This window comes from Roseiarcus sp. (genome assembly GCF_052145395.1).
Classification (GTDB): domain Bacteria; phylum Pseudomonadota; class Alphaproteobacteria; order Rhizobiales; family Beijerinckiaceae; genus Roseiarcus.
Genome location: NZ_JBKQOT010000212.1, coordinates 1 through 4,607, shown reverse-complemented (window position 1 = coordinate 4,607; position 4,607 = coordinate 1). Strand labels below are relative to the sequence as shown.

Sequence of the window (4,607 nt, the reverse complement as noted above, 5' to 3'; positions counted from 1 at the left end):
ATCGACCGCCGCGAGGCCGCGCTCCGGCACGCGATGGCGCCGCCCTATGTGCTGAAGCCGATTTGAGAAGGGTCGTCGTTCGGCGTCGTGATCGTCAAGGAGGACCGCGCCCACCCCCCGCAGGAGGTCGGGCGCGACGACTGGCCTTACGGAGACGCGCTGCTCGCGGAAAAATTCGTCGACGGGCAAGAACTGACCTGCGCGGTCATGGGCGAGCGCGTGTTCGACATCATCGAGATCGAGGCGCTTTCCGAAGCGTTCTACGGATATGACGCAAAGTACGCAAAAGGCGGATCTCGGCACATCCTTCCGGCAAATCTTAAACCGAATATTTACCATAAGGTCCAAGAGTTGACGCTCAGAGCGCATCGAGCGCTGGGGTGTCGGGGCGTGAGTCGCACCGACTTCCGGTTCGATGACACGAAAGGCGATGAGGGCGAACTCGTGTGTCTCGAGGTCAACACCCAGCCGGGCATGACGGAAACTTCGCTGGTGCCGGACATGGCGGCCTACGCGGGCCTGTCGTTCGCCGAGCTGGTCGCGTGGATGGTGGAGGACGCTTCGTGCGACCGCTGAGCCTCGCCTTCGGTTCAAGCGACGCCCCGACGCCGGCGCTCGCCGGGGCTGCGGTCGACAGCGGGCCGCCCAAGGTCCTTCTGCGCGCCGAGCGCGCGGCGCGCGGGTCCTTCCGCCTTCGCCTGCCGCCCGACCGGCCGCCGCCGCTCAGCCTCGAAATCGCCCTGACGCTCCTCGTGCTGGCCGGCGCGGCGGGCTACGGGTCGATTCGCGGCGGACAGCTCGAGGCTTTCGTCGCCAGTCATGGCAGCGTCGGCGACGTCGCCGCCCGCAGGCTCGGCTTCGGCGTCGACATCGTCACGGTCTCCGGCGCGACCCATATGACCGAGCCCCGAATCCTGTCGATCGCGGGGATCAGCAGCAAGAACTCCCTGCCGTTCTTCGACGTCGCCGCCGCCAAGGCGCGGCTCGAGGACGATCCGCTCGTCAAGCAGGCGAGCGTGCGCAAGCTCTATCCCAACCAGATCGTCATCGACATCGTCGAGCGCACGCCCTACGCGGTGTGGCAGAAGGACGGCCAGGTCAGGGCCGTCGCGGCCGACGGCGCGCCGATCGACGACGTCATCGACAGCCGCTACGCCGGGCTGCCATTCGTGGTCGGCGAGGGCGCGAACGCCCGGGCGCGCGAATTCACCGCGCTGCTCGACGTGATGGAGGAACTGAAGCCGCGGGTCGAGGCGGGCGTGCTGATCGGCCAGCGCCGCTGGAACCTCAGGCTCAAGTCGGGCGTCGACGTCAAGCTGCCCGAGACCGATCCTCAAGGCGCGATCGCGACGCTGCTCAGGCTCCAGCGCGAGCAGCGGATTCTGGACAAGGACGTGCTGGCGCTCGACTTCCGCGCCCGGGATCGGGTGTTCGTGCGGCTGACGCAGGAGTCGGCCGCCGCCTGGACCGAGGCGCATGCGCCGAAGAAAAAAGAAGGGCAGCCATGACCTTCCGGCCGCTTCCCCCCCGCATGCGCCAGATCCCCGCCCGCAAGCAGGCGATCCTGTCGATTCTCGACATCGGGGCCTCGAAAATCGTCTGCCTGATCGCGCGGCTGACGCCGATGGAGCCGTCGACGTCGCTGCGCGGGCGCACGCATCGCTGCAAGATCCTTGGCATCGGCCATCAAAGGTCGAACGGCGTGAAAGGCGGCGCGATCGTCGATCTGCAGGCGGCCGAGCATGCGACGCGGCTGGCGATCGACGCGGCCGAACGCATGGCCGGCGTCGAAGTCGGCGGCGTCATCGTCAACATGTCGGGCGGCCTTCTGTCCTCGCAGCGCTTCAACGCCAAGGTCGCGCTGCGCGGCAAGACCGTCTCGGAGCACGACATCCACCGGGTGCTCGAGGCAGCATCCGCCGCGACCACGCAGCCGGGCCGCACTGTGATGCACGGCCTGCCGACCGCGTTCTGGCTCGACGCCACGCGCGACGTGCGCGACCCGAAAGGCATGATCGGCGAGGACCTCGGCGTCGACCTGCACGTCGCCTCCTGCGAGTTGGCGGCGGCGCGCAATCTCATGCTCGTGATCGAGCGCTGCCATCTCAGGGTCGAGGCGATGGTTGCGACCCCCTATGCCGCGGGACTGTCGACCCTGGTCGACGACGAGGCCGAGCTCGGCTCGGCGGTGATCGATTTCGGCGGCGGCACGACCACGGTCGGCGTGTTCTCCGGCGGACGGCTGATCCATGTCGACGCGGTCGCCGTCGGCGGCATCCACGTCACCCGCGACATCGCGCGCGGCCTCAACGTGTCGATGACCGACGCCGAGCGGCTGAAGACGCTCTACGGCGCCTGCATCGCCTCGCCCTCCGACGACCGCGAGTCGATCGCCGTTCACCGGCTCGGCGACGACATGGACCATCCAACCCATTTGCCGAAGTCCGAGCTCATCAGGATCATCCGGCCACGCGTCGAAGAGATCCTCGAGCTCGTGCGCGACCGGTTGCAAGCCTCCGGCCACGCCGCCCATGTCGGGCGCAGGCTGGTGATGACCGGCGGCGCCTGTCAGCTGACGGGTCTGCCGGAGCTGGTGCGCTCGATCATTTCGAGCCAGGCCCGCATCGGCCGGCCGCTCGGAATCGAGGGCCTGCCGGAATCGGGCAAGAGCCCGTCGTTCGCGGCGGCGGTCGGCCTGATGATCTACCCGCAGATGGCCGGTCTCGAATACTTCGAACCCTCTCGCCACGCCTCGCGGCAGGCCTACGAGGGGGAAGGGTACGCGTCCCGGGTCGGGCGCTGGCTCAAGGAAAGTTTCTAACAGGTTTCGGGTCCCGCCGGCGGGGACCCGGAAAGCGCGCAAAACGTCAGTCACACCGGCGTCCGCGGGCGCCCAACCGGATGAGGTAGTCATGTCGATCAATTTGAAGGCGCCCGAACTGAGGGAACTTAAGCCGCGCATCATGGTGTGCGGCGTGGGCGGCGCTGGCGGCAACGCGGTCAACAACATGATCGTGTCCGGGCTCTCGGGCGTCGATTTCGTCGTCGCCAACACCGACGCCCAGGCGCTGACCTCCTCGCGCGCCGAGCGCATCATTCAGATGGGCCTTCAGGTTACCGAAGGCTTGGGCGCCGGCTCCAAGCCCGAGGTCGGCAAGGCCGCCGCGGAAGAGGCGCTCGAAGAAATCCGCGACCATCTCGCCGGCGCGCACATGGTGTTCGTCACCGGCGGCATGGGCGGCGGCACCGGCACGGGCGCCGCCCCCGTGATCGCCCGGGCCGCCCGCGAGATGGGCATCCTCACTGTCGGCGTCGTCACCAAGCCGTTTCATTTCGAGGGCGGCCGCCGGATGAAGGTCGCCGAGCAGGGCATCACCGACCTGCAAAAGGCGGTCGACACGCTCATCATCATCCCGAATCAGAACCTCTTCCGCGTCGCCAACGAGAAGACGACCTTCGCCGACGCCTTCGCCATGGCCGACCAGGTGCTCTACTCGGGCGTCGCCTGCATCACCGACCTGATGGTCAAGGAAGGCCTGATCAACCTCGACTTCGCCGACGTCCGCTCGATCATGAGCGAGATGGGCAAGGCGATGATGGGGACCGGCGAGGCGACCGGCGAGAAGCGCGCGGTGCTCGCGGCCGAGGCTGCGATCGCCAACCCGCTGCTTGACGAGACGTCGATGAAGGGCGCGCGCGGCCTGCTCATCTCGATCACCGGCGGCAACGACCTCACCCTCTACGAGGTCGACGAAGCGGCGAGCCGCATCCGCCAGGAGGTCGACGAGGAGGCCAACATCATTCTCGGCGCGACTTTCGATTCGGCGCTCGACGGGGTGGTGCGCGTGTCGGTCGTTGCGACCGGCATCGACCAGGTGGCGATCTCCCAGATCGAGCCTGTCAACGTCCAGTCGCGGCCGGAACCGGCGCCGCGCTCTCGCGCCCCGGTCCGCGCCGCGCAGCCCCAGCCCGCAACATACGAGCAGCCGATGGCGGCAATGGTCAACGACGTCGAGATCCAGCCGGTCGCCCCGGTCGCGGTCGCCTTTCCCGAGCCGATCGAGCCCCGGCGGGCGCCGCAGGAGGAGGAGAGCGGCGAATTCATCCCGCCCGCGCCCGAGCAGCCGATGGTTCGCGCGCCGCGCATGCCGCAGATCGAGGACCTGCCGCAGGTCGCGCAGAACCAGCTGCGCGCAGCCCGCGACGCCCAGGCCGGACAGTCGGGCGCAACATCGGCGCCCGAGACGCGCCGCAAGTCGCTCCTGGAAAAGCTCGCGGCGTTCGGAATCACGCGCCATGACGAGGAGCCGGCCCCGAGGGCGCCGCCGGCGCCCGCTCCGGTCGCGCCGGCCGCCCCTCCGCCGCGGACCTACGCCACGCCGGTCGCTCCGCAGGAGTTCGCCCGCGCACAGCCGCAGCCGCGTCCGCTGCCGGCCCGCCCTCCGGCCGCTCCGGCCGCGAGCCTCGACCCGCACGGCCGGCCCGCGCACCGGCCTCCGGCGACCGAGGACGACCCCCTCGATATCCCGGCGTTTCTGCGGCGGCAACAGAACTGATTCGGGGCGCATCGTAGGCGCAACCCGGCAACCCGGCCGCGGCTGGTCGCC

At 69.2% G+C, this 4,607-nt stretch carries 3 protein-coding genes and 1 pseudogene; all 4 read left to right on the top strand.

Annotated features, from left to right (window positions below; all coding sequences use genetic code 11):
* A pseudogene (locus ACLP25_RS07290) lies at positions 1 to 576 on the top strand (D-alanine--D-alanine ligase); the annotation flags it as partial.
* Positions 564 to 1,508, top strand: coding sequence for a cell division protein FtsQ/DivIB (locus tag ACLP25_RS07285; RefSeq protein ID WP_442468550.1), 945 nt, complete (start codon positions 564 to 566; stop codon positions 1,506 to 1,508). The pseudogene ACLP25_RS07290 and the gene ACLP25_RS07285, both read left to right, overlap by 13 nt.
* Positions 1,505 to 2,821, top strand: a complete 1,317-nt coding sequence (ftsA, locus tag ACLP25_RS07280; protein WP_442468549.1) for a cell division protein FtsA — start codon at positions 1,505 to 1,507, stop codon at positions 2,819 to 2,821. Before ACLP25_RS07285 ends, ftsA begins: the two co-directional genes overlap by 4 nt.
* A gap of 91 nt (positions 2,822 to 2,912) precedes the next feature.
* Entirely contained in the window at positions 2,913 to 4,556 is a 1,644-nt protein-coding gene (gene ftsZ / locus ACLP25_RS07275) for a cell division protein FtsZ (protein ID WP_442468548.1), read from the top strand.
* Positions 4,557 to 4,607 lie beyond the last annotated feature (51 nt).

Excerpts from the sequence above, each read along its gene's own strand:
- ftsA (WP_442468549.1), top strand. The coding sequence starts at position 1,505 with ATGACCTTCCGGCCGCTTCCCCCCCGCATGCGCCAGATCCCCGCCCGC.
- ftsZ (WP_442468548.1), top strand. The coding sequence starts at position 2,913 with ATGTCGATCAATTTGAAGGCGCCCGAACTGAGGGAACTTAAGCCGCGC.